At 68.5% G+C, this 23,637-nt stretch carries 23 protein-coding genes; 18 read left to right on the forward strand and 5 right to left on the reverse strand.

What is annotated here, in order from left to right; all coding sequences use genetic code 11:
- Positions 1 to 34: 34 nt before the first annotated feature.
- Positions 35 to 805: a type I methionyl aminopeptidase gene (gene map, locus BST38_RS08025; protein WP_083142725.1), complete on the reverse strand. Its 771-nt coding sequence runs from the start codon at positions 803 to 805 to the stop codon at positions 35 to 37.
- An 86-nt stretch (positions 806 to 891) separates the two neighbouring features.
- On the opposite strand from map, the gene BST38_RS08030 reads away from it, so the two are divergent.
- From BST38_RS08030 to BST38_RS08040, 3 genes are read left to right on the forward strand one after another with little or no spacing between them, the layout of a single operon-like run.
- Positions 892 to 1,158, forward strand: a complete 267-nt coding sequence (locus tag BST38_RS08030; protein ID WP_083142779.1) for a helix-turn-helix domain-containing protein — start codon at positions 892 to 894, stop codon at positions 1,156 to 1,158.
- 30 nt (positions 1,159 to 1,188) lie between these two features.
- A complete protein-coding gene (locus BST38_RS08035; protein WP_083142726.1) occupies positions 1,189 to 1,458 on the forward strand; it encodes a DivIVA domain-containing protein in 270 nt (89 codons plus the stop codon).
- Complete coding sequence (locus BST38_RS08040) at positions 1,451 to 2,998, forward strand: acyl-CoA carboxylase subunit beta (protein WP_083142727.1); 1,548 nt, start codon at positions 1,451 to 1,453, stop codon at positions 2,996 to 2,998. Before BST38_RS08035 ends, BST38_RS08040 begins: the two co-directional genes overlap by 8 nt.
- Before the next feature lie 149 nt (positions 2,999 to 3,147).
- On the opposite strand, the gene BST38_RS08045 is transcribed toward BST38_RS08040, so the two are convergent.
- A complete protein-coding gene (locus tag BST38_RS08045) occupies positions 3,148 to 3,441 on the reverse strand; it encodes a WhiB family transcriptional regulator (protein WP_083142780.1) in 294 nt (97 codons plus the stop codon).
- Positions 3,442 to 3,788: 347 nt separating this feature from the next.
- Here BST38_RS08045 and BST38_RS08050 point away from each other — a divergent pair, with 347 nt between their 5' ends.
- Positions 3,789 to 4,526, forward strand: coding sequence for a helix-turn-helix domain-containing protein (locus BST38_RS08050; protein WP_083142728.1), 738 nt, complete (start codon positions 3,789 to 3,791; stop codon positions 4,524 to 4,526).
- A gap of 4 nt (positions 4,527 to 4,530) precedes the next feature.
- Here the strand turns inward: BST38_RS08050 and BST38_RS08055 are convergent, their stop codons facing one another.
- On the reverse strand, positions 4,531 to 5,658 hold the full coding sequence (locus tag BST38_RS08055) for a MinD/ParA family ATP-binding protein (RefSeq protein ID WP_237160698.1): 1,128 nt from the start codon (positions 5,656 to 5,658) through the stop codon (positions 4,531 to 4,533).
- A 447-nt stretch (positions 5,659 to 6,105) separates the two neighbouring features.
- Here BST38_RS08055 and BST38_RS08060 point away from each other — a divergent pair, with 447 nt between their 5' ends.
- From BST38_RS08060 to BST38_RS08125, 14 genes are all read left to right on the forward strand, one after another.
- On the forward strand, positions 6,106 to 6,891 hold the full coding sequence (locus tag BST38_RS08060; RefSeq protein ID WP_083142782.1) for an ESX secretion-associated protein EspG: 786 nt from the start codon (positions 6,106 to 6,108) through the stop codon (positions 6,889 to 6,891).
- A 16-nt stretch (positions 6,892 to 6,907) separates the two neighbouring features.
- The gene (locus BST38_RS08065) at positions 6,908 to 7,423 is read left to right on the forward strand and encodes a hypothetical protein (protein ID WP_083142729.1); all 516 of its coding nucleotides are present in this window, start codon (positions 6,908 to 6,910) and stop codon (positions 7,421 to 7,423) included.
- Positions 7,416 to 9,134: a type VII secretion AAA-ATPase EccA gene (gene eccA / locus BST38_RS08070; RefSeq protein ID WP_083142730.1), complete on the forward strand. Its 1,719-nt coding sequence runs from the start codon at positions 7,416 to 7,418 to the stop codon at positions 9,132 to 9,134. The genes BST38_RS08065 and eccA overlap by 8 nt, the downstream gene beginning before the upstream one ends.
- Positions 9,135 to 9,137: 3 nt before the next feature.
- Positions 9,138 to 10,619 carry a type VII secretion protein EccB gene (gene eccB, locus BST38_RS08075; protein WP_083142731.1) on the forward strand — a complete coding sequence of 494 codons (1,482 nt, stop codon included), beginning with the start codon at positions 9,138 to 9,140 and terminating at the stop codon, positions 10,617 to 10,619.
- Positions 10,616 to 12,847, forward strand: a complete 2,232-nt coding sequence (gene eccCa, locus BST38_RS08080; protein WP_083142732.1) for a type VII secretion protein EccCa — start codon at positions 10,616 to 10,618, stop codon at positions 12,845 to 12,847. Before eccB ends, eccCa begins: the two co-directional genes overlap by 4 nt.
- Positions 12,844 to 14,595, forward strand: a complete 1,752-nt coding sequence (gene eccCb, locus BST38_RS08085) for a type VII secretion protein EccCb (protein ID WP_083142733.1) — start codon at positions 12,844 to 12,846, stop codon at positions 14,593 to 14,595. The genes eccCa and eccCb overlap by 4 nt, the downstream gene beginning before the upstream one ends.
- Positions 14,596 to 14,771: 176 nt before the next feature.
- Positions 14,772 to 15,068, forward strand: a complete 297-nt coding sequence (locus BST38_RS08090; protein ID WP_083142734.1) for a PE family protein — start codon at positions 14,772 to 14,774, stop codon at positions 15,066 to 15,068.
- A gap of 30 nt (positions 15,069 to 15,098) precedes the next feature.
- Positions 15,099 to 16,406, forward strand: coding sequence for a PPE family protein (locus BST38_RS08095; RefSeq protein WP_083142735.1), 1,308 nt, complete (start codon positions 15,099 to 15,101; stop codon positions 16,404 to 16,406).
- A 98-nt stretch (positions 16,407 to 16,504) separates the two neighbouring features.
- Entirely contained in the window at positions 16,505 to 16,819 is a 315-nt protein-coding gene (locus BST38_RS08100) for a WXG100 family type VII secretion target (protein WP_237160700.1), read from the forward strand.
- A gap of 30 nt (positions 16,820 to 16,849) precedes the next feature.
- Positions 16,850 to 17,134, forward strand: coding sequence for a WXG100 family type VII secretion target (locus BST38_RS08105; RefSeq protein WP_083142736.1), 285 nt, complete (start codon positions 16,850 to 16,852; stop codon positions 17,132 to 17,134).
- Between the two features lie 91 nt (positions 17,135 to 17,225).
- Positions 17,226 to 18,608, forward strand: a complete 1,383-nt coding sequence (locus tag BST38_RS08110; protein ID WP_083142737.1) for a MinD/ParA family ATP-binding protein — start codon at positions 17,226 to 17,228, stop codon at positions 18,606 to 18,608.
- Positions 18,605 to 20,131 carry a type VII secretion integral membrane protein EccD gene (eccD, locus tag BST38_RS08115; protein ID WP_083142738.1) on the forward strand — a complete coding sequence of 509 codons (1,527 nt, stop codon included), beginning with the start codon at positions 18,605 to 18,607 and terminating at the stop codon, positions 20,129 to 20,131. Before BST38_RS08110 ends, eccD begins: the two co-directional genes overlap by 4 nt.
- Positions 20,132 to 20,140: 9 nt before the next feature.
- On the forward strand, positions 20,141 to 20,860 hold the full coding sequence (locus BST38_RS08120; protein WP_083142739.1) for a hypothetical protein: 720 nt from the start codon (positions 20,141 to 20,143) through the stop codon (positions 20,858 to 20,860).
- Positions 20,857 to 21,168 carry a WXG100 family type VII secretion target gene (locus BST38_RS08125; RefSeq protein ID WP_083142740.1) on the forward strand — a complete coding sequence of 104 codons (312 nt, stop codon included), beginning with the start codon at positions 20,857 to 20,859 and terminating at the stop codon, positions 21,166 to 21,168. Before BST38_RS08120 ends, BST38_RS08125 begins: the two co-directional genes overlap by 4 nt.
- On the opposite strand, the gene BST38_RS08130 is transcribed toward BST38_RS08125, so the two are convergent.
- Together BST38_RS08130 and BST38_RS08135 are read right to left on the reverse strand one after the other, a co-directional pair.
- Positions 21,169 to 22,209, reverse strand: a complete 1,041-nt coding sequence (locus BST38_RS08130) for an ESX-1 system-associated protein (protein ID WP_083142741.1) — start codon at positions 22,207 to 22,209, stop codon at positions 21,169 to 21,171.
- Between the two features lie 15 nt (positions 22,210 to 22,224).
- Positions 22,225 to 23,085 (reverse strand): EspK C-terminal domain-containing protein, encoded by an 861-nt coding sequence (locus tag BST38_RS08135; protein ID WP_083142742.1) that lies wholly within the window; start codon positions 23,083 to 23,085, stop codon positions 22,225 to 22,227.
- Positions 23,086 to 23,637 lie beyond the last annotated feature (552 nt).

The raw sequence follows: 23,637 nt of genomic DNA on the forward strand, positions 1-23,637 counted from the left end.
ACTCCACAGGGGTCGATCCCGGCCCTGTGGACAACTAGCCGAGGGTGGTGAGTACGCGCGGCCCGTCTTCGGTGATCGCGACGGTGTGCTCGGAGTGCGCGGTGTTCGAACCGTCCGCCGAGCGCAGCGTCCAGCCGTCGTCGTCGACGGTCAGTCGCGCCGTGCCCCGGCCCCACCACGGTTCCAGTGCCAGCACCATGCCCGGCCGCAGCACCAGGCCTCGGCCGGGTTTGCCGCGGTTGGGGACGTGCGGATCCTCGTGCATGGTCCTGCCGACGCCGTGGCCGCCGAAATCGGTGTTGACCGCGTAGCCGCCACTGCGCGCGACGGCACCGATCGCCGCGGAGATATCACCGAGGTGCCCACCGGGAACCGCCGCGGCGACGGCGGCGGCCAGTGCCCGCCGGGTGGAGTCCACCAGTGCCCGGTCCGCGTCGTCGCGCCCGTCGCCGACGACGACTGTGACGGCCGCGTCCGCGACCCAGCCGTCGATCGACACCGCGAAGTCCATCGACAGCAGATCGCCGTCACGCAGCACGTGGTCGTGCGGAAGTCCGTGCAGCACAGCATCGTTGACCGACAGACAGATAACATTGCGGAACGGGCCGCTGCCGAACGACGGCGCGTAGTCCCAGTAGCAGGACACCGCGCCGCGGTCGGCGACGAGCTTGCGGGCCCGCTGCTCGAGATCCAGCACGTTGACCCCGGGTTCGGCGACGCCCGCCAAGGTGGCCAGCGTCTGCGCCACGAATTCGCCGGTGACGGCCATCTTGTCGATCTCGGCGGGCGTCTTGAGTTCGATCATGCATCGCTCCATGGCTTGGTATTTTTATACCGAACCGACAGTACCAGGATCGGTATTTGAATACCGGTTCGGTTATGGTGGCTGTCATGGTCCGCGTCCCGTTGAGCCCCGAACAGATCCGCGCCGGACAGCGTCTCGGCGCGCTGATCCGCACGGCCCGGGCCGGCCGGGCGCCCGACGACGTCGCCCGGGCAGCCGGGATCTCGCCGGAGACGCTGCGCAAGATCGAGGTCGGCAGGATGCCCAGCCCCAGCTTCGGCACCGTCGTGGGCCTGTGTGACGCGCTGGATCTGCCACTGCAGCAGGCCGTCGACGTGTGGCGCGGCGACGGTGACGAACAGATCGCCATCTGAGCGGCCGCCCGGTCCGTCTACTCTGACGCCATGAGCGACGGCACCGTCACGGCCGAGTACCTGCGCACCACCACCTTCGAGAAGCCGCCCTGGGGGAAGCGCGGATACAACGAGAAGGCGGTCACCGACTTCCTCGCGCTCTGCGCGCGCCGCCTCGAGGGCCGCGGACACCTGAGCGCCGACGACGTGCGCAACGTCCGGTTCAACAAGCCGCCGTTCGGCAAGCGCGGTTTCGACGCGAGCCAGGTCGATGCGCTGCTCGACGAAATCGCCACGGCCATCGCGAAACTCGATGCCTGAGCCGGAGTCGATCCGCGACGACCTGGCCGAGCTGGCGCGCCGGCGCGCGCTGACCGAGGATGCCGCGCGGCCCGACGCCGTGGCCCGCAGGCATGCGGCCGGTGGGCGCACCGCCCGCGAGAACGTCGCCGATCTGGTCGACGACGGCTCGTTCGTCGAATACGGCCGGTTCGCCATCGCCCCGCAGCGGATGCGCCGCGAGGTCGAGGACCTGATCGCCCGCACCCCGGCCGACGGACTGGTCGCCGGGACCGCGCGGATCGACGGACACCCGTGCGCGGTGTTGTCCTACGACTACACCGTGCTGGCCGGAACGCAGGGCGGGCTGGGCCACCGCAAGAAGGACCGGCTGTTCGAGCTGATCGAGCGGATGCGGCTGCCGACCGTGTTCTTCGCCGAGGGCGGGGGAGGACGACCCGGCGACACCGACTACCCGGCGGTGTCGTCACTGGACACCCGGGCATTCGCGTTGTGGGCCAAGCTGTCCGGGCTGGTACCGCGCATCGCGGTGGTCAAGGGCCGCTGCTTCGCCGGCAACGCGGTGATCGCCGGCGCATCCGACCTGATCGTCGCGACCCGCGACGCGTCACTGGGCATGGGCGGCCCGGCGATGATCGCGGGGGGCGGGCTCGGCGACGTCGCACCCGACGACGTCGGGCCGATGGCGGTGCAGGAGCCCAACGGCAACGTCGACGTGCTGGTCGACGACGAAGCCGAGGCGGTCGCTGTCGCCAAACGCCTGATCGGGAACTTCCACGGAACGGTCGGCACCTGGAGCGCCGCGGATCAGTCGGCGTTGCGCACCGCGGTGCCCGAACGCGCGCGCCGCGCCTACGATGTCGCGCCGATCATCGAGACCCTCGCCGACGAGGACTCGGTGACCTTCCTGCGGCCGCGGTTCGCGCGGGAGATGGTGACCGCGCTGGCGCGGATCGAGGGACGACCCGTCGGCATCATCGCCAACGACACCCGGTTCACCGCGGGCGCGATCACCGCCGCTGCGTCGGACAAGGCCGCGCGCTTCCTGCAGCTCTGCGATGCGTTCGGGTTGCCGGTCGTCTCCCTGATCGACTGCCCGGGCTACATGGTCGGGCCGGCCGCCGAAGCCGAGTCCCTGGTGCGCCGCGCGTCGCGAATGCTGGTGGCAGGCGCGGCACTTCGGGTGCCGATGATCGCGGTGATCCTGCGCCGCGGGTACGGGTTGGGAGCGCAGGCGATGGCCGGCGGCAGCCTGCACGAACCGGTGCTGACGGTGGCCTGGCCGGGTGCGCATCTCGGGCCGATGGGGCTGGAGGGCGCGGTGCGGCTGGGCCTGCGCAAGGAGCTCGAGGCGATTGGTGACGAGGCCGAGCGGGAGGCCCGCGTGGCGGCGGCGACCGCCGCGGCGCAGGAGAACGCGAAGGCGCTCAACGCGGCGATGCTGTTCGAGATCGACGACGTGATCGACCCGGCGGACACCCGCGCGGTGATCGCGTCGACGCTGGCGGCGGGGACGAAAGAACCGGCCCCCGAGGGGAGCCGGTTCGTCGACACTTGGTGAGTGTGGTGAGACGGTGCCGCCTGCGCCTCTCGGCGAGTGGTCGCTCGAAGCGACTGTTGTGGATGGGGCCCGGGGCATGCTCGGCACCGTCGCATCATGTAACCGTCGGGTGTGGGGATGTATTCCGGCTCGGGATTGCTCGGTTCGCGTTACGCGATATCGGCGTAGTACACCCGGCGGGTGCCGACGGGGTAGCCGTTCTGCTCGGCCAGCGACTTGAGCTGACGTAGCGCGAAGGTCCGGCCGCGGCCGGACTCCGGGACGTAGATCCCTGCCCAGAGCCCTTCCGCGCGCGGCGACTCGTAGGCCTCGCGGGCGCACAGCCACCGCCGGGGGCAGGACCGGCAGATCTTCTTGGCGTCGTCATCGGCCGTTGTGGTCCACCGCTCGGGATCCCGCGTGCACTCGCCGATCGGCGTCTCATCCCACGACTTGGCGTTCATCGGTCGCTCCTCTTGTCCGGTGTCGGCGGTTCCCGCCGCGATGTGGAACAAGGTAATCACCAAACCGTAGCGATGCAACAGTTAGTGCTGCGGTACTTGCGGAGGGAATCCCGGGCTGTTCGGCGGTTGGCCGGGCATAAACGGCTCTGACATCGAGAAACCGCGGTGCTACGGTTTCGAACACCCGAGACAACTCGGCGGCGATTTCCGTCGCATTGTTACGGTATAGACCGCGGAAATGATGTAGTTTTGGTGCGGCGCTGCTTCGGTAACCGCATCGCCGATCGTGATACATAGCTCGGTACGATGACCGCGCCGCGCCAAACCGCATGAGGGACCCCGGGTAGATGACCAACGCCGAACCGATCGACGGATCGATCGGTGCGCCGGATCCCGGCATGGTCCGCGCGGGGGCGGCGGCCGCGGCGCGGCGGCGTGAACTGAACATCAGCCAGCGGAGCCTGGCGGCTCAGGGAATCATCAACGCCGGCGCATTGATCGCCTTCGAGAAGGGCCGCAGTTGGCCGCGGGAGCGCACCCGCGCGCGGCTCGAAGAAATCCTGCAGTGGCCTCCCGGCACCATCGCGGGACTGCGCCGCGGCGAACCGGTGCGGTCCACGCCGGCCCAGGCGCCGCAGGCGCCGCCGCCCAGCGGTGACGAGGTGTCCCTGATTGCGCAGGCCGTCATCACCGCGGTGCACGCGTTCGACGCGACCGTCGCCGCGCTGCCGCCCGCCGACGACGACGCGTTCATCCCGCGGGTCACCGCGATCCTGACCGATCTGCGCCAGCTCGAGGCGGTGGCGTCCCGGGCCGCCCGCATCGGCCGGGTGACGCCGACCCTGATCAAGGCGTTGAGTACCGTGCGTGGCCTGTACGACGACCTGATGATGCGCGCCGCACGCGCGCCGCGCGCGACGCTCGGGCATCGGCTCTACGCCGCGCGCCGCCGCGCCAACCTGACCGTGCTCGAAACCGCGCAGGCAGCAGGCGTTTCCGAGCAGGCCATCGAGCACAGCGAAGCGGGAGAACAGATCTCGTCAGCCGAGGCCGACGCGATCGAGGCCCTCATCGGCCAGATCTGACGCGTCAGCGCCGGTCGCGGTGGCGGTCGTCCTGGGTCGGGTAGAAGCTGGCCAGTGCCGCGCACACCTCGACAAGCTTGCGGCGGGCGGTGCGCGACATCTGCGCGCTGCCGTCGATCACGCCACCCGGGCGCAGCCGCCCGTCGAACGGCACCTCGACGACGAGCTGTCCGTGCCCGGAAAACTGGTCGGCCAGAATGCTTTTCGTTCGCTTGTCGGCATGTCCGTCGCTGTCGTTGAGCACCACGACGGTGTTCTGCAGCAATGAGGTCATCCCACGGGCGGTGAGCCAGTCCAATGCCTGACCCGCGGCGGCCGCACCGTCCACCCACGGTGACGACACCACCACCAGCGCGTCGAGATCGCGCAGCACCTCCTGGGTGACGGGCGAATCCATCGTCGAGCTGCAATCCACGATCGCGATGGAGAAATGCCGATCCAGCCGGGCCATCGCCTCGCGGTAGATCGCGGCGTCGAGCACCCGCCTGCGCGCGGGGCTGGCTTCGCCAGCGAGCACGTAGAGACCGGAGGCGTTGTGGCCCAGCCGGTTACGTAGGTCGGCGAACGTCTCGAGATGCTGATCTGCGGTCAGTTCCCAGAACGATCCCTGCGCCTTCGGGTCCACCCGGCTGCCCAGCTTGCCGAATGCGGTATCCGCGTCGACGGCGATCACCCGGTCCTCCTGGCGCAGCTCGGCGAAGATCGAGCCGATACAGGCCGACACGGTCGTCTTGCCGACACCGCCCTTGCCCATCACCCCGACCTTGAAATGCCCGCGCAGCGGACCGCGCACAGCAGCCTCAAGAGCGGCCAGCCGCCGCTCCTGTGGGGATGGTCCGAGATTGACGAGGCCGAAGGTGGCCTTGTAGAGCGCCAGCCGCCAACCGTGACCGGGCAGCTCCTTCGGCGTCGGGACCAACTCCTGGGACCGGATGCCGTCGGCGTAACTCGCGGGTTGCGGCGGCCTCGTCGGTTGCGGCGCCGTGGTCTGCACCGGCTGCGGAGGCCATGGCTGCAGCGGGGGAGGGACAGGCTGGCTGACCGGAGGGACCGGGCGGGTGGGCGGTGTCCAGTCCGGCGGGGCGGTGGTGGGCATCTGCTCGGTCCGCAGGGTCTCGTCGCGGTCTGTCACTCCACAAGCCTAGTCATACCAGTACCCCAGCAAACAAGTCGACGGGCAGTGCGAAGGGTCGTCGGGCCTCGGAACGAACGCTTTGTCGCCACCGTTGTCCGCAGGCCTGACCTCCGACCGCTGGGAGTGGCGAAAAGCCAAACAAAATTTGCGAGTGCGTCAACGTAGCTGGTACGGCGCGAAACTCGGCACTAGTGAGGCGTGTTCTCCGCGTGCGTGGCGGCGTACCGCGATCGAGAAAAATAGTGTGCTGGACCCTCCAATTCCGCTGGTACAGTCCCCCGGGGAAGGGATGTGCCAGATGGTTCAGATCGATGTTCCAAGGGGGTGTGGCAAAGCAATGCCTGACCCCTTGGGAGGCGCTCTGTGGTGACCGGTCCGTTGTTTCGGAACCTCGAACCCACCCACTACGACGACGTGGTGGGGGTCGAGCTCACGATCGACGGGATGCTGGTCATCGCCGACCGCCTCCAACTCGTCGACTTCCCACCGGCGCTGGGAATCCGGCCGAACATTCCCTACGAGGACCAACGCAAGCTCGTCTGGGAGCAGGTGACGCGCGATCTGACGGCGCAGGGAGTCCTGGACGCCCACGGAGGCCCACACCCCGAGGTGGCGGCGATGGTGGACACGCTCAGCCGTGCCGACCGGACCCTGGATTGCCGATGGTGGCGCCGCGATGCCGGCGAGAAGATGGTCCGATTCGTGGTGTGCCGCAAGGGTGATCGGCACGTCGTCGCCGCTCGTGATGACGAGATGCTGGTCCTGCAACGGGTCGCGCCGCAGATCGGGCTCGCGGCGATGCTGACGGTCGTCATCGGCGCCGGAACGCCTGCCGATGTCGAGCCACTCACCGGGATCGTCAGCTCCCTGGCCGAGACCCGCACCGCGGATCAGCTCAGCGGCTACGGTCAGCCGCCACACTCGGCGAAGATCTACGCCGAAGCGATCGCCGCACCGGACAGCTGGGTGGAGATCACCGCCGGCGAACGGCATCCGGGTGGGACGCACTCCGAGGCGGGCATCGGCGCCGGCGTACTGGACTGCTCGCACGGCCGCATCGTGTCGATTCCGCGGCGCGTCAACGGCGAACTGTACGGAAGTTTCCTGCCGGGCACGCAGGACAACCTGCAACGCGCGCTCGACGGCCTCGTCGAGTTCCTGCCCTCCGCAACATGGTTCGAACACAAGGACGTCGGCGCACCGGAGCGCCACCACTCCTTCGCGCACTAGGAAAGGCGAAGACACGGTGCCCAACCCCCCGCCCGGTTCCCACTCTTCGGATTTCGCCGAGGATGGGGACTTCTACGACCTGGCGGCGCTCGACCTGCCTGCCGCCGACACCAGCGACGCCGACAGCGGGCTCAGCGAAATCCTCGGTGACTACCCGTCTTCGGATGCCTATTCGGACTCCGCGGACTACGAGGCCGGTATGCCGATGTTCACCGTCACGAATCCGCCCGGCACCGTGACCGTCACGACCTACATCGACGGCAGTGTCCACGACGTCGAACTGTCGGCGGGTGCGGCGACGCTGAGCGAGGTGATGCTGGCCGACGAGATCGTCGTCATCGCCGGGCTGGCGACACAGGATGCCAGGTCGGCCCAGTACACGATGATGCTCGACGGAATGCGCGAGCAAGGCCACGACAGCGTGGCGACCCGGGACTTCCTCGCCCGGGATCTGAATCTGCCCACTCCGGAACAGGCTCGCACGGCCCGCGCCGAGCTGTTCATGAACCGTTACGCAGGTGACCATGACTGACCAATTGGCCGGCGTCTTCGGCACCGCGGTGGGGCTGCTGCCCACCGCGCAGGCCCGCTCGCTCGAACTGTTCACCGAGATCACGACGTTCGACGAGGCTGCGTGCGATGCGTGGGTGGGCCGGATCCGCTGCGGTGACACCGACCGGGTCACGATGTTCCGGGCGTGGTACTCGCGCAACAACTTCGGCCAGCTCGCCAGCTCCGCCGAGGTGTCGATGAACAGTCTGGGCGCGCGGGTTCCGATCGGCGGCATGTTCGGCGACATCACCTACCCGGTCAACTCGCCGCTGTCGATCACGTTGAGCTTCGCGGTCAGCGAAGCGGCGGCGGGCAACTACGCCGACGCGATGGAGGCGCTCGACACCGCCCCGGCTGCGGGTGGCGAGCACCTGGTGGCGTGGGTCAAGGCGGTCATCTACGCGGCCGCCGAACGCTGGAGCGACGTCATCGATCAGGTGCGCTCCGCGTCGTCCTGGCCGGACAAGTTCCTGACCGGCGCGGCGCTGGTGGCCCACGGCGTCGCCGCGGCCAACCTCGGTCTGTTCACCGAGGCCGAGCGGCGCCTGGTGGAAGCGAACTCGGGGCCGGCCGCCCAGGCCTGTAACCGCGTGATCGCGTGGTACTCGGCGATGGCCTATCGCGGGCTGGGCAACGAAGACGCCGCGGTGCGTCTGCTCGAATGGCTTCAAGTGTCTCACCCGTCGCCCGACGTGGCTGCGGCACTGCGGGATACGTCGTACCGGCTGCAGACCACCACGGCCGAGAAGATCGCGTCGCGCCGCGACCCGTGGGATCCGGCCAGCGCGCAGGCCGACAACTCCGGCCGGGAGAGCATGCTGGCCGACGCGCAGGCCGAGTTGGACCGCCAGATCGGCCTGACCAGGGTCAAGGAGCAGATCGAGCGCTACCGCGCGGCCACCCAGATGGCGAGAGTGCGTGCCGCACGCGGGATGAAGGTCGCCCAGGCGTCCAAGCACATGATCTTCACCGGACCTCCCGGAACAGGCAAGACGACCATCGCGCGGGTCGTCGCCCAGATCCTGGCCGGGCTCGGGGTCATCGCCGAACCGAAACTGGTCGAGACCTCCCGCAAGGACTTCGTCGCCGAGTACGAGGGACAGTCGTCGTCCAAGACCGCCCGCACGATCGACCGCGCGATGGACGGGGTGCTGTTCATCGACGAGGCCTACACCCTGGTGCAGGAGCGCGACGGGCGGGCCGACCCATTCGGCACCGAGGCGCTGGACACTCTGCTCGCGCGGATGGAGAACGACCGTGACCGCCTTGTCGTCATCATCGCCGGCTACAGCAACGACATCGACCGGCTGCTGGAGAGCAACGACGGTCTGCGGTCGCGGTTCGCCACCCGCATCGAGTTCGACTCCTATTCCCCCGAGGAGATCGTCGACATCGCAAAGGTCATTGCGGCCGGCAACGATTCGAGCCTCAGTGACGACGCGGCCAAGCACGTGCTGGACGCCGCTACCCTGCTGACGCAGAGCACCACCAACGGCAAACCGGCACTCGACATCGCAGGTAACGGCCGATATGCCCGGCAGTTGGTGGAGGCCGGGGAACAGAATCGCGACATGCGGTTGGCCCGCTCGCTGGACTTCGACAACCTCGACGTGGACACGCTCAGCGAGATCACCGGCGACGACATCGACGCCGCGATCACCTCCGTGCACGCCCGATTGAATCTCGGGTGACGCGTGGCGGGATTCAGGCTCACCACCAAGGTTCAGGTCAGCGGCTGGCGGTTTCTGCTCCGCCGCGTCGAACACGCGATCGTGCGGCGCGACACTCGGATGTTCGACGATCCGCTGCAGTTCTACAGCCGCGCGGTCACCGCGGGCATCGTCATCTCGGTGCTGATCTGCGTCGGCGCGGTCCTGCTGGCCTACTTCAAACCGCTCGGCAAGCGCGGCGAGGACACCTTGCTCGTCGACCGCTCGACCAACCAGCTCTACCTCGTGCTGCCGAACAGCTCCCAGCTGCGGCCCGTGTACAACCTGACCTCGGCGCGGCTGATCCTCGGTGACGGCAAGGAACCCGTCGCGGTGAAATCCGAAGAGCTGAACACGATGCCGAAGGGCCAGCCGGTCGGAATCCCCGGCGCGCCGTACGCGACGCCGGTGTCGTCGTCCGCGGATTCGCAGTGGAGCCTGTGCGACACCGCGATCAAGCCCGACAGCGTGGCCCCCGCCGTGGAGTCCTCGGTGCTCGTCACCCCGCTGGCGCTGGACGCGACCGTCGGCGAGATGCGCCCCGAGCAGGGCATGCTCGTCACCTACGAGAACCAGAACTGGCTCGTCACCGCCACGGGCAGGCACCTCATCGACCTCGCCGATCGTGCCGTGACCTCGGCGGTCGGAATCCCGGTGACCGCACGGCCCACCCCGATCTCCGAGGGGCTGTTCAACGCGCTGCCCGACGCGGGTCCGTGGCGCCTGCCGGTGATCCCGGGAGCCGGTGCCCCGAACACGCTGGGGCTGCCGCCGCAACTGGTGATCGGTTCGGTGTTCGCGACGATGACCGGTCCGGACGACCGCGCCGCTGCCCAGCACCACGTGGTGCTGTCCACCGGCGTCGCGAAGGTCAACGACACCACCGCGGCCGCGCTGCGCGCGACGAACTCCTACGGGCTTGTCGAGCCGCCGGGGATGGAATCGAGCGCCGTGGCCCGGGTGCCCGAGCAGGTGTACGACTCCCCGCTTCCGGAGGTGCCGATGGATGTGCTGTCCCGCGAACAGCTTCCGACGCTGTGCTGGTCGTGGCAGCGCGTGGCCGGTGACCAGGCGCCGGAGATCTCCGTGATCGCCGGGCGCCGCCTTCCGCTGCCGCCCGCCGCGATGACCACTGGCATCGACCAGATCACCGGTGACGCGACGGTCTACATCGACGGCGGCCGGTACATCCAACTGCAGTCGCCGGACCCGCGATACGGCGAGAACCTGTACTACATCGACCCGCAGGGCGTCCGCTACGGCCTGCCGGATCAGGACACCGCGGCCAAGCTGGGCCTGACGGCACCGGTCACCGCGCCGTGGCAGGCGGTGGGCCTGCTGGTGGACGGACCCGTGCTCTCGCAGCAGGGCGCCCTCGTCGAACACGACACCGTGGCCCCGAACCCGAACCCGCGCAGGGCCGGCGGCGAGTCCGCGACCGCGGCCGGTAACGGAGGTGGAGGATGACGACCCGGAAGTTCACCCCGATCATCAAGCGCGGGCCCCGGCTGACCCCGGGCGAGATCAACGTCACCCCGCCCGAGGATCTCGGCGTCGACATCCCGCCGTCGGGCATGCAGAAGGCGCTGCCGTGGGTGATGGGCGGCTGCATGCTCGGCATGATCGCCATCCTGATCTTCGGTGGCTTGCGCAGCTTTTCGCCGTACATGCTGATGATGCCGATGATGGTGGTGATGGGCGCCGTCGGCATGATGGCCGGCGGTGGCGGCGGCGGTAAGAAGATGCCCGAGATCAACGCCGACCGCAAGGAGTACCTGCGGTACCTGGCCGGGTTGCGCACCCGGGTCACGTCCTCGGCGGCCGCGCAGGTCTCGTTCTTCAACTACCACGCACCGCACCCCGACGACCTGCTGTCCGTGGTCGGGACGCACCGGCAGTGGTCGAGGGCCTCGAACAACGACTTCTACGCGGCCACCCGGATCGGCCTGGGTTCAGAACCCGCCGTCGACCGGTTGCTCAAGCCGTCCGTCGGCGCCGAACTCGCCGGCCCGGCCGGGGCGCCGCAACCGCACCTCGAACCGGTCAGCCATATGTGGGTCACGAAGTTCCTGCGCACCCACGGCCTGATCCACGACTGCCCGAAACTGGTGCAGCTGAAGACCTTCCCCACCATCGCTATCGGCGGCGACCCCGACGGCGCGGCGCAGTTGCTCACCGCGATGATCTGCCACCTGGCGGTGTTCCATCCGCCGGACATGCTGCAGATGCGGGTCCTGACCGACGACCCGGAGGACCCGACGTGGGCGTGGCTCAAATGGCTTCCGCACCTGCAGCACGATTCGGACACCGACGCGGCCGGCCACACCCGGATGGTGTTCACCCGTCCGGACGCCCTCGGTGACCTGACCGCGCGCGGTCCCCACACCGCCGATGCGACACCGAGCGGCCCTTACGTCATCGTGATCGACTTGACCGGCGGCAGAGCGGGATTCCCGATGGACGGCCGTTCCGGCGTCACCGTCATCACGCTCGGCAACCACAAGTCCACCTACCGGATCCGGGTGAACGCCGCCGACGGGACCGCCGACGACAAACTCCCCGGAGCGTCGTTCCGGCTGGTCGCCGGCGACGTCGACCGGATGACCCCGGGGCAGGCCGAACGTGTGGCGCGCAAGCTCGCCGGATGGTCGATCACCGGAACCATCATCGACAAGGGCACCCGGGTGCAGAAGAAGGTCGCCACCGAGTGGCACGAGATCGTCGGTGCGAAATCGGTGGAGGACGTGACTCCGGCGCGGTGGCGGATGTTCGCCGACACCGACCGGGACCGACTGCGGATCCCGTTCGGGCATGAGCTCAAGACCGGCGACGTGATGTACCTCGACATCAAGGAGGGCGCCGAGTTCGGTGCGGGTCCGCACGGAATGCTGATCGGCACCACGGGTTCGGGCAAATCGGAGTTCCTGCGCACCCTGATCCTGTCGTTGGCCGCGACCCACCATCCCGACCAGGTGAACCTGTTGCTGACCGACTTCAAAGGCGGCTCGACATTCCTCGGCATGGAGAAGCTTCCGCACACCGCCGCGGTGGTGACCAACATGGAGGAGGAGGCCGAACTCGTCAGCCGCATGGGTGAGGTGCTCACCGGCGAACTCGACCGCAGGCAGTCGATCCTGCGCCAGGCCGGCATCGAGGTCGGGGCCGCCGGTGCGCTCTCGGGCGTCGCCGAGTACGAGAAGCACCGTGAGCGCGGAGCGGATCTTCCACCGCTGCCGACGCTGTTCGTCGTCGTCGACGAGTTCGCCGAGCTGCTGCAGAACCACCCCGACTTCATCCAGTTGTTCGACCGGATCTGCCGCGTGGGCCGATCCCTGCGGGTGCATCTGCTGCTGGCCACCCAGTCGCTCAATACCGGCGGCACCCGGATCGACAAACTCGAACCCAACCTGACCTACCGAATCGCGCTGCGCACCACCAGCTCCGCGGAGTCCAAGGCGGTCATCGGCACGCCGGAGGCGCAGTACATCACCAACAAGGAGAGCGGTGTGGGCTTCCTGCGGGTGGGGATGGAGGATCCCGTGAAATTCCAGAGCGTGTACACCGGCAACCCGTACGCGCCGACGGTGGTGGGGCCCGGTGACGACGACGGCGAACCAGGCGCGCACGCCGATACCAGTATTCGGATCCATCGGTTCACCACGGCGCCGATCCTGGACGCGAGCGTGGTCCGATGAGCATCGACACCGGGTCGAAGGTGCTGCGCGAGGTGGTGCTCGAGCAGCTGACCACCGGGGAGAACCACGCGTACCGGATGTGGCTCCCCCCGCTGGCGCAGCCGACGCCGGTCAACGAACTGGTCGCACGTGACTATCAGCGGCGCCCGCTGCGGGTCGGTCTCGGGGTCATGGACGAGCCCCGCAGGCACCGCCAGGAGGTGTGGGGGATCGACCTGACCACGGCGGCGGGCAACATCGCGATCGGCGGCGCCCCGCAGACCGGCAAGTCGACGCTGCTGCAGACGTTCATCCTGTCGGCCGCCGCGTCACACACCCCGAGGCAGATCCAGTTCTACTGCGTGGACATGGGCGGTGGCGGCCTGATGTACGTCGAGGATCTGCCACACGTCGGAGGTGTCGCGACCCGCGCCGAACCCGACCGGGTCAATCGCGTCGTCGCCGAAGTGAAAACCGTGCTGCGACAACGTGAGCAAATGTTCAAGCAGTACAGAGTGGGATCGGTCGCCGACTACCGCGCGATGCGCGAGGACCCGAGCCATCCCGCGTCGGCGGACCCGTTCGGCGACGTGTTCCTGGTGATCGACGGGTGGCCGGCGTTCGCCGCGGAGTTCGACGCGCTGGAACCGACGGTGCAGGACATCGCCGGTCAGGGTCTGGCCTACGGCGTGCACACGATGATCTCGACCCCGCGGTGGACGGAGCTGCGGGCGCGGATCCGCGACTACCTCGGCACCAAGATCGAGTTCCGCCTCGGCGATGTCAACGAGACCCAGATCGACCGCGTCACGCGGGAAATCCCGGTGAACCGGCCAGGACGGGCGGTGTCGACCGAGAAGCACCATTTGATGATCGGTGTGCCCCGGCTCGACGGCGTGCATAGCGCCGAAGGCCTAGTGTCGGCGATGACTGCCGCGGTGAAGGAGATCTCGGCACGTCACACCGACGAAGCACCGCCGGTCCGGGTGTTGCCCAGCCGGATTCATCTGCGCGACATGGATCAGAACCCAGCCGGGCCAGACTCCGACTACCGCACGCGCTGGACGATCCCGGTGGGCTTGCGGGAAGCGGATCTCACGGTGGCGAACAACCAGATGTTCAGCACGCCGCACCAGTTGATCTTCGGGGCGCCCAAATCGGGCAAGACCACGATCGCGCACGCGATCGCCCAGGCGATCTGCGCGCGCAACAGTCCCAAGCAGGTGCGGTTCATGATCGCCGATTACCGGTCGGGCCTGTTGGAGGCCGTCCCGGAGAGCCACCTTCTCCCGGCCGGAGCGATCAACCGCAACCAGGGTGCTCTGGAGGAGTCGATCAAGGCGTTGGCGGTGATCCTGTCCAAGCGGCTGCCGCCGGCGGACCTGACACCGTCGCAGCTGCGGGCGCGCTCGTGGTGGGAAGGACCCGACATCGTGCTGCTGGTCGACGACTGGCACATGATCACGGCCGCGGGAGCCATGATGCCGCCGATGGCTCCGCTGGGACCGTTGCTGCCCGCGGCGGCGGACATCGGGCTGCACCTGGTGGTCACCTGTCAGATGAGCCATGCCAGCCGGGCGACGATGGACAAGTTCGTGGGTGCGGCGTACGGGTCGGGAACGCCGACGATGTTCCTGTCCGGGGAGCGACAGGATTTCCCGTCGAGGGAGATCATCGTCAAGAAACGGCCCCCTGGGCAGGCGTTCTGGGTGACGCCCGACGCCAAGGAAGTGATCCAGGCAGCCTATGTGGATCCACCCGAAGAATAAGTGTTCTGACCCCCTGCGGAATGCGGTTAATATGGGTGAAGCGGTACTCCAGCAAATCAAATAGCGCTCTCGCGAACCATTATTGTCCCTACAGTAAAAATTGCGAATGATTCTGCGCCAGCATCTTTGCCAAAGATAAATACATCAATGTGTTTCACGATATGAGGAGACAGCAAATGCAGCCACTTGCGCACAATCCGGCGGCCGCAGGAATCGGCGGCCAGGTCACCGCCAACGGGGCACGTGGCCTCGGCTTCGGAACGGCGGCGACCGCCGAGGTCAGCGCCCTGGCCCCGGCCGGCGTCGACGAGATCTCGGCCACCGCGGCGTTGAGCTTCGCGTCCGAGGGTGTGCAGACCCTCGGGATCAACGCGCTGGCCCAGCAGGAGATCGCCCGCGCAGGCGCCGCTGTCATCGAATCGTCGGTCGCCTATGAGGCGACCGACGTGGCGATCGGCACGACGCTCATCTAGGCAAACGCCTCATTCGAGTCTGCTGAGCCCATGGCCAACATCGGTATCCCGGTCCCACCGTCTTGGGTGGCTTTTCCACCCGAGATCAACACCTCACGCCTTCAGGCGGGTGCGGGTGCGGTGCCGATGCTTCAGGCCGCGGCCGGATGGGAAGCGTTCGCGATATCCCTGGAAACCCAAGCCGACGAACTGGCCTCCAGCCTGGCGTCCTTGGCGCAGAACTGGCAGGGAGCCGCCGCCGAGCAGGCGATCATGGCCGCGATGCCGATGGTGCTGTGGTTGCGCATGCTCTCGCTGCAGGCTCACAAGCGCGCGTTGCAGGCGTCTGCTCAGGCGAGTTCGTGGACTGTTGCGGCCACCGGCACCCCGCAGCTACCCGAGATCGAGCTGAACCACGTCACCAACGCGACGCTGAACGCAACCAATTTCCTTGGTGTCAACGGTATCCCGATCGCGCTGAACGAGGCGGACTACGTCAGGATGTGGAATCAGGCCGCCGCGGTGATGACGGCGTACGAAACCGAGACCGTGCTCAACACGACGTTCGAACCGGTGGCGCCGCCGAAGCCGATTACCGTTCCGACGGGCTCGGAAGGCGCCCTGGCAACGGCGATGTCCGGCGCCGCACCCGGTGCGAGCGAAGCGGTGATGCGCAACGCGATCATCTCCAAGGTCAGCTCCACCGCCAAGCTGGACACCGCCAACCAGGTTGCCGGGCGGATGGAGGCGACAGCACACAACGCCGGAAGGATGCAGCCGCAGGCCGACGAGGGGCGGCTCCTGCAGGACGCGCCGCAGCAGGGGATGCAGAACGGTATGCAGATGGTGTCCCAGCTCGGATCGAGCCTCGGGCAGCTGCCTCAGCAGATGATGCAGGGGGTCACCCAGCCGTTCCAGCAACTCAGCCAGCCACTGCAGCAGATGTCGTCACTGTTCGGCGGAATGATGAACGGCGACAAGGGTGCTCAGGTCGGAATGCTCGGTGCGACGCCGTTCTCCAACCATCCCGCGATCGGGGGAACCGGACCCGCGACCGGCGCGGGCCTGATCCGTGCGGCGTCGCTGCCCGGTGCCGGGGGCTCCGCGCCGCAGACGCCGTTGATGGCCGGCCTGGTCGGCTCCGGACAGCAGCCCACCGCCTCGGTGGCGGTAGGTGCCGGGGCGGGTTCGGGCGCCGGCGCCGGCGTGGCCCCGGTCGGGGGCGGCGCGATGGGTGGCGGCGGGCCGATGGGCATGTTGGGCCAGCGCGGAAAGAGCGGCGGTGGCAGCAAGCCCGGGCTGAACGTCCCCGCACCGCTCGAACACGATCTCAGCGAAGACGAGGACGACGAATGGTGAACGTCGCCAACAGACTTGCCGGCCACCTGGGTCGGGAGGGCTCGCCGTAGGCGAGCACGCAGGTAACCGAAGCACAGGTTCAACAGAAAGGTCAGCACATGTCATCGGGTATGCAGGCGGATACCGCGCAACTGGTCGTCGAGGCCGGCAATTTCGACCGGATCTCCGGCGAGTTGACGGGGATCCTGGGCAATGTCGAGGGAACCGCGACGGCCCTCTCGGCCAACATGAGGGGCGGGGCGTCGGGACCGGCGGTGCAGGCCGCGCTGCAGCGGTTCTCCGAAGCCGCCCGTCAGCAGATCGATCTGTTGACGCAGATCTCGGAGAACGTCCACAGCAGCGGCATCGACTACGACGTCCGCGATGACGACATCGCCCAGGGCCTGGCCGCACAGATGTCCCGCGACCTCTGATCCACGACCGAACAGATACGGAGAGCTGATATGTCAATCGAATACAACTTCGCCGGTATCGCCACCGACGCCGACGACATCATGGGAGCGGTGGGCCGCACCGAGGGACTGTTGCAGGACGGCAAGGCCGCGGTGACGCGGCTGGCCGCGGTGTGGGGCGGCACCGCCTCCGAGGCCTACCAGAGCGTTCAGAACCGCTGGGACAACAGCTCCCAGGAGCTGAACATGGCACTGAAGAGCCTGTCGAACGCCATCCGTACGGGCGGCGACGACATGTACATGACCAACGAGGGGAACCGGGGAAAGTTCGTCTGACCACCGAGCACGCCGTGGGCGATCGATTCACCTAGCCGTATCGCCCACGGTGTGCCGCCCGTTCCATCACCGAGAACATTGAGAGGTAACCATGTCGGCCGACTATGACCGGCTCTTCCACTCCCCGGACGCCGTCCAGACGGTCGACGAGGAGCCGAACCGCGAACTGCCACCAGCCGGCCGCGATGGCGTGATGCCCCAGGGCACAGCATCATCCGCTGATGCGCCCTCGTCAGCGCCCGCCGCGCATGCCCGCACGCAGACGGCGTCGGTGCCGCACCAGACCTGGCAGACCGAGAACCCCAGCCAGGTCACCGGTCAACTTCAACCGGTGCCGGCGCACGCGTCCCAGCGCGTCCCGAACAACGGCATGATGCGTACACCGCAGGCTCCGAACGGGGCGCGGCACGAACAGCAGCGGCAAACGCCGCCTCCCGCGCCCCGGACCGCGCCGGCACCGCCGCCGTCGCACTACTACGGGGACAGCGCCGATCAGCGGGTGCCCGCGCAACCTCAGACCGCGTCCGCGGCATCGATGGGCAACCACCGCGCCATCGACGCGCTGGCTCACGTCGGCGTCCGGTCGGTGGTCAAGATGCCGTCGCAACGCGGCTGGCGTCACTGGGTTTACGTGATGACCCGGATCAACCTCGGGCTGTCGCCCGATGAGATCTACGAGCTCGATCTGTTCACCCGGATCCGGCGCAACGCGCGCGATTCCTATCAGATCGGGGTTTTCGGACTCAAGGGCGGAGTCGGCAAGACCGCGGTGACGGTCGCGCTGGGCTCGGCGCTGTCCAGTATCCGCGGTGACCGCATCCTGGCCATCGATGCCGATCCGGACGGTGGCAATCTCGCCGACCGTGCCGGCAGGCAGTCGGCGGCCACCATCGCGGATCTTTTGTCCGACCAAGAACTGCACCGCTACAACGACATTCGCGCCTACACCAGCATGAACGGGTCGAATCTCGAAGTGCTCTCCTCCGAGGAGTACAGCGCCGCGCGGCGGGAGTTCAACGACGACGACTGGCGCTCGGCGACCGACATCGTGTCGCGCTACTACAACCTGGTGCTGGCCGATTGCGGCGCCGGGCTGTTCCAGCCGGGGGCGCGCGGCGTCCTGTCGACGGTGTCGGGGCTGGTGATCGTCGCGAGCGCGTCGATCGACGGTGCGCGTCAGGCCGCGATCACGATGGACTGGTTGCGCCAGAACGGCTACCAGGATCTACTCGGGCGGTCGTGCGTGGTGGTCAACCACGTGACGCCGGGCACGCCGAACATCGACGTCGAAGACCTCGTGCAGCAGTTCGAGCGGCACGTCCCCGCGGGCCGGGTGATCGTGCTGCCGTGGGACAAGCACATCGCCGCGGGCACCGAGATCCAGCTCGATCTGCTCGGAAAAGCGTTCCGCCGCAGGGTGGTCGAACTCGCTGCTGCTCTGTCGGACGACTTCGACAGGCTCGAACGCCGTTGACCGCCACCGCCACCGCCCCGACCACGTCCGGCACCGCGCCGGGCCGCCCGTCGACCACCCGGGTCACGGTGCTGACCGGGCGTCGGATGACGGACCTGGTGCTGCCCTCGGCCGCGCCGATCGAGAGTTACGTCGACGAGACCGTCGCTGTGCTGGGCGAGATCCTGACCGACACCCCGACCGATGTGCTGGCCGGCTTCGACTTCAGGGCGCAGGGGGTCTGGTCGTTCGCCCGGCCGGGTGCTCCGCCGATCAAGCTGACGGAGTCGCTCGACGACGCGGGCGTCGTGGACGGCTCGTTGCTCACCGTCGTGTCGGTCAGCCGCACCGAGCGGTACCGCCCGCTCGTGGAGGACGTGATCGACGCGATCGCGGTGCTCGACGAGACCCCCGAGTTCGACCGCGGTGCCCTGTACCGCTTTGTCGGGCTCGTCTTCCCGCTGGCGGCTCTGCTGCTGACCATCGTGTCGATCCTGTCGTGGGCGTCGACCGGTCACGACTGGTGGTGGTCCGCGGCGCTGGGCGTGCTCGGCGTCGGGCTCATGGGTGGCGGCGCGCTGGCCCAGAGGAGGTTCGGCAACCTCGACATCGCCGAAAGTCTGCTGGTGGCTTCCGCGGTCGCGCTCGTGGGCGCCGTCGTGTTGGCGGTGCCGCTGCCGGAAGGGGTGGAATCCCTCGGATCGCCGCAGATCGCCGGCGCCGGAGCACTGGTGTTGCTGATGGTGCTCGCCACCCGCGGTGGCCCCCGGCGCAGAGCGGAGGTGGCGGCCTTCCTCGCCGTGGCGGCCCTCGCGCTGACGATGGCCGCCGTCGCGTTCGGATACGGGTGGAACGCCTGGGTTCCGGCAGGGGCGATCGCGTTCGGGCTGATCGTGGTCACCAACGCGGCGAAGATGACCGTCGCGGTCGCGCGGATCGCGCTGCCGCCCATACCCGCCCCGGGTGAGACGGTCACCAACGACGAGTTGCTCGACCCGGTCGCCACCACCGACGCCTCGGAGGAGTCGGAGACGTGGCAGGCGATCATCGCGTCGGTGCCCGACTCCGCGGCGCGGCTGACCGAGCGCAGCCGACTGGCCAAGCGGTTGCTGATCGGTTTCCTGACCGCCGGAGCGCTGGTCTTGGCGGTCGGCGCGATCTCGATCGTGGTGCAGGGGCACTTCTTCGGGCACAGCATGATCGTCGCCGGCCTGGTGACCGTGCTGTGCGGGTTCCGGTCCCGGCTCTACGCCGATCGCTGGTGTGCGTGGGCGCTGCTGGCGGCGGCCGTGGTGATCCCGTCGGGGGTCATGGTCAGGCTGTGCCTGTGGTACCCGGAGCAGGCCTGGTTGTTCCTGGCGATCTACACCGCGGTGGCCCTGGTGGCCGTCGTCATCGTGGGTGCGACCGATGGGGTGCGGCGGATCTCGCCGGTGACCAAGCGCATCCTCGAACTGCTCGACGGCGCGACGATCGCGGCGGTCATCCCGTTGTTGTTGTGGATCGCGGGCGTGTACGACGTCCTGCGGAACTTCCGATTCTAGGAGGTCGATATGGTCACAGGCGGAACACCGCCGCTCTCGGTTGATCCGGAGCAGCTGGCCGCCGCCGGCGGTGCGATGTCGGCTGCGGCCGGTCAATTGCCTGCCGCCCCAGCGCCCTTCATGCCCGTCGGCACCGATCCGTTGTCGGTGGCGATCATCGGACAGATACCGGCGGTCGAGACCCCGGTCATGACCCAGCTGCCGCTGATCAAGACGGAGGCGAAGACGACCGCGGACAACGTCGTGGATTCGGCCCGGGCCTACGCGGACACCGATCAACGGATCGCGGCTGCGGTCCACGAAGAGCTGCAGAACGCGGGCCGGACACCGCCGGGCGGAGGGTCGGCGAACCCGGCTGCGGGCGGTGGGACCGGTGGCGACGTCATGGGCCAGATGATGGGCCTCCCGATGCAGATGATGGGGGCCGCAGCCGCAGCGCCGCAGGCCGTCTCACAGGCAGGCCAACCACTCATGCAAGGCGTCCAGCAGGGTGGACAACAAATTCAACAGCTGGTGGGCCAGTTCGGCCAGAGCACCGACGGAGGCTCCGAAGCGTTGGCGCAGACATCGGGGACAGCCGGACCTGACGCGCAGCAAGACGACGGCGCGGCCGGCGGCGAACCGAATGCCGAGCGCGCTCCGGAACGCGAAGGCCAGGAACGCGAGAGTGAGCCGCTACGCCCCGGACGGCACCGCGCCCCCGAACCTGACAGCAGGATCGACTTGTGACCGACAAACTTGAGGTCGACACCAGCGAACTCCGTAGGGCCGGTGAGGTGTTCGTCTCCGCCGCCGAGCAGATCGCAGGCCTGCAGCCCGACACCCTCTTGGCTGATGCGGCTGCGGCGGTGCCGCAGCTCAAGACCGCCGCGGCGTGCGTCGCGGCGAAGACCACGGTGGCGACGGAAGTCGCAGGTATCGCAGTCGCCGCTCGCAAATTCGGTGCGGACCTGGTCAGTTCGGCGAACGCGTACGACGCCACCGACGAGGATTCGGCACGCAACGTCGACGGTGTCGAGATTCCCGCGCCACGGTGATCACTGCTGAACCGCTTGGCAGGCTTGGTTTGTCAGCGCTTGCAGCCTGAGCGCGGTGTTGTCGAGATGGATGTCGGGAAGGGCGAAATCCGGCAGCGCGGCGGCGTAGGCCCGACGATACTGCGCGGAGAGGGCGGCGAAGTCCGCGGCGATCAGGTTGCCGCTGAGCAGCCCGAGTAGCTGGGCGCGATCGGCGTTCTGTTCCATCACGCCGGCGACATCGTCGGCCAGTTTCCGCTGTTCCGGGGACCAGTAGCGAGCCGGGACGTTCGGGTCGTGCCGTTCGCGCCACTCGGTGGTGGCCGTGGCGTAGTCGGCCACCATGGTCACCCACTCGGAGCAGAACGGCGACGACTTCGTGATGTACCTCGTCGGGGTGTCGGGATCACCGAGCGGCATGTCGGGCACCGGGGGTGGGCCCGGCACCACCAGCGGGCTGCGGTCCCCTGCGGCGCCGAAATCAATTGCGGCACAGATACCGTTGATCGCTTCAGCGGCGTGGGTGGCGGCCAGGGCCAGGTGGTCGGCTGGCGGACGGTATCGGTCGACCGCGTCGGCGTAGGAACGCCAGTAGGCGATCAGCTGTCCGTAGAGCTCGCGCATGACCCGGTGCGGGGTCGCCTTGGCCAACGGGGCGGTGTTGTCGGCCGCGGCGCGCAGCGCTCTGGCGACCTCGAGATGCTGTTCGCGCTGCGCGGCGGTCCATGCGCTGCCAGGCACCGTCGGGTCGCGCTCCAGCCAGCCGTTGGCCAGTTCGGTCTTGAGGCGCTCGTTGATGGGTTCCCAGTCCGCGCAGGTGGGCTCCCGGGTGAGGAGCGTGACTGGGTCGTCGTCGTGCGCGCTGGCGAACTCTGAGATCTCGGCGGTGGCAGTCGGCGACGGCGGGGGCGCGTCAGGCGGCGGGGGAGATTGGTCGCCGCCGCGGCTGACCCACAAGGTCGTGACCGTGATCAGTATCGCCAGGAGCAGCGCCCCGGAGCCGACGATGCGGTCCTTGCGGTCACTGGACCCGAAGGTGGGTCGGCGAGGTGGCAACGTCATCGGTACCGACGGTACCTACGCGGGCGTGTCGGCGGAAACGGCCTCGTTCATCAGGACGGCGAGGTGCTGCCAGTAGACCCAGTCCGCGATGGCTTGGCGCTGGTCGGCGGGCTCTTCTGCGGTGTGTGCCCGGTGGACGGCGAGTTCCTGGGCGTGGTCGGCGTAGGCGATGAAGGCCTTCAGATGCGCGGTCGAGCGCTTGGGATTGGTGCTCATCAGAGGTTTGGTCACCTCGAACCACAGCCTCGCGCTCTGGTCTGCGGGTGCCTCGAGGTCGGCCGGCGGCGGAGGAAGCAGATCGTTCAGTCCGAAATCGCCTGTGTCCTTGAGTAGTTGAGCCGCACTGGGGGAGATTACCTCAAGCCGATCGCGGCCCTGCATGGTGCCGTTGTCGGGGATGTCCTCCGACGTGAGGACGATCTTGGCGACGCCCGGATCGAAGCTGGCGAACTGCTCCTCGGTCGCGACCACCGCGCGCAGTGGTTGGTCGTGGTGCTGGGCCCAGGCCTGCACCGCCAGGATGGGGTAGGTGGCCCAGCGGGCGCGTTCGGTTGCGGGGACGGATTCGTCGGCGGAGGCCATCCGGATGTGTTCGGGGAGGCGCACGCCTTCGGGGATGTAGGCGAGGCCGTAGCTGTTGGCCACCACGATGGTGCCGTCGGTGGTCACGGCGGTGACCCAGAAGAATCCGAAGTCCATCACGCCGACGTTGAGGGCGGCGGCGATGTGCCGGGCTCGCTGCAACGCATCGCCGCCATTGTTCTTGCGCCGCAGCGCATTGGCGGTCGAGGCGGACAGGATCGCGTCGCGCTCCGCGCGGGCCGCCGACACCGGAATGGGTGCCGCGGCCGCGCCGCCACCGCCGGTCGCCGACATGGGAGCGACGCCGGGGCCCACGGCGCCGGCAGCAGAGCCGGGAACTCCCGGTGGGACAGGCGCCGGTGGGGCGGGTGATGTGGGAGGCCCGAGCGGCACCGGGGGCGCTGGCGGGGGGCCGCCAGGTGCCGATGGCGCGCCAACCGGTGCGGGACCGCCGGAGCTGGAGACGCCGGAAACCGCGCCGCTGGGGGTCGTCCCGGCAGGCGGAGCCGCGGCTGCCGGCTGGCTCGGCGGGGGCGCAGACGTCGGCTGTTGTGCCGGTGCAGACGACGCCAGCGGAGGTGCCTGATTGATCACCTGCTGCAGCGGCGTGGGTTGAGCTTTCCCGGCGCCTGCCGCAGAGGCGTTTGACGGTTGAGCGGTCGAGGCGCCGGTGGACGGTGACGCTGCCGATGGCGAGCCGGACCCCGACGACGAGGGGCCGCTGGGAGACCCGGATGCGCTCGGACTACCCGAGGATGACGGGCCGGATGTGCTGAGTGGGCTTGTGGGCGAGGAAGTCCCGGAAGGGGTGCTCGGGCTTCCCATGCTGCCGGGGGTGGTGGGGGT

It is taken from the genome of Mycolicibacterium parafortuitum (assembly GCF_002086815.1).
Taxonomy (GTDB): Bacteria; Actinomycetota; Actinomycetes; order Mycobacteriales; family Mycobacteriaceae; genus Mycobacterium; species Mycobacterium parafortuitum.